The following is a 559-nucleotide window of genomic DNA, read 5'->3' as shown; positions in this document are numbered from 1 at the left end:
TTCTGCTGCGTCACCTGATCCATCTGCGCAATCGCTTCGTTGACCTGATCGATGCCGACGCGCTGTTCGTTACTGGCGGCCGTAATCTCGGACATGATGTCGGTCACGCGCGCCACGCTGTCGACCACCTCGCCGATTGTGGTGCCGGCTTCCTGCACCAGGCGCGTACCGTTGCTCACCTGCGCCACCGAGTCGCCGATCAAGCCCTTGATTTCCTTCGCCGCGCCCGCCGAGCGCTGCGCCAGGGTGCGCACTTCGGACGCCACCACCGCAAAGCCGCGACCCTGCTCGCCGGCGCGCGCCGCTTCCACGGCCGCATTCAGTGCCAGGATATTGGTCTGGAAGGCGATGCTGTCGATCACGCCGATGATGTCGACAATTTTGCGCGACGACGCTTCGATCGAACCCATGGTATCGACCACCTGGCTGACAATGGCGCCGCCCTTGCGCGCCACTTGCGAGGCGGCCAGCGCGAGCTGGTTGGCCTGCTGCGCGTTGTCGGCGTTCTGGCGCACGGTCGACGTCAGTTCTTCCATCGAGGCGGCGGTTTCTTCCAGCG

The 559-nt window shown here is 65.1% G+C and carries 1 protein-coding gene; it reads right to left on the bottom strand.

Features of this window, described 5'->3' with window-relative positions:
- Positions 1-559, bottom strand: a 559-nt coding sequence (locus F2P45_RS34430; protein ID WP_229505449.1) for a methyl-accepting chemotaxis protein, incomplete at both ends; no start/stop codon positions are given.

This window comes from Massilia mucilaginosa (assembly GCF_011682145.1).
GTDB lineage: Bacteria > Pseudomonadota > Gammaproteobacteria > Burkholderiales > Burkholderiaceae_D > Telluria_A > Telluria_A mucilaginosa.
This window is presented reverse-complemented; position numbering and strand designations above follow the sequence as displayed.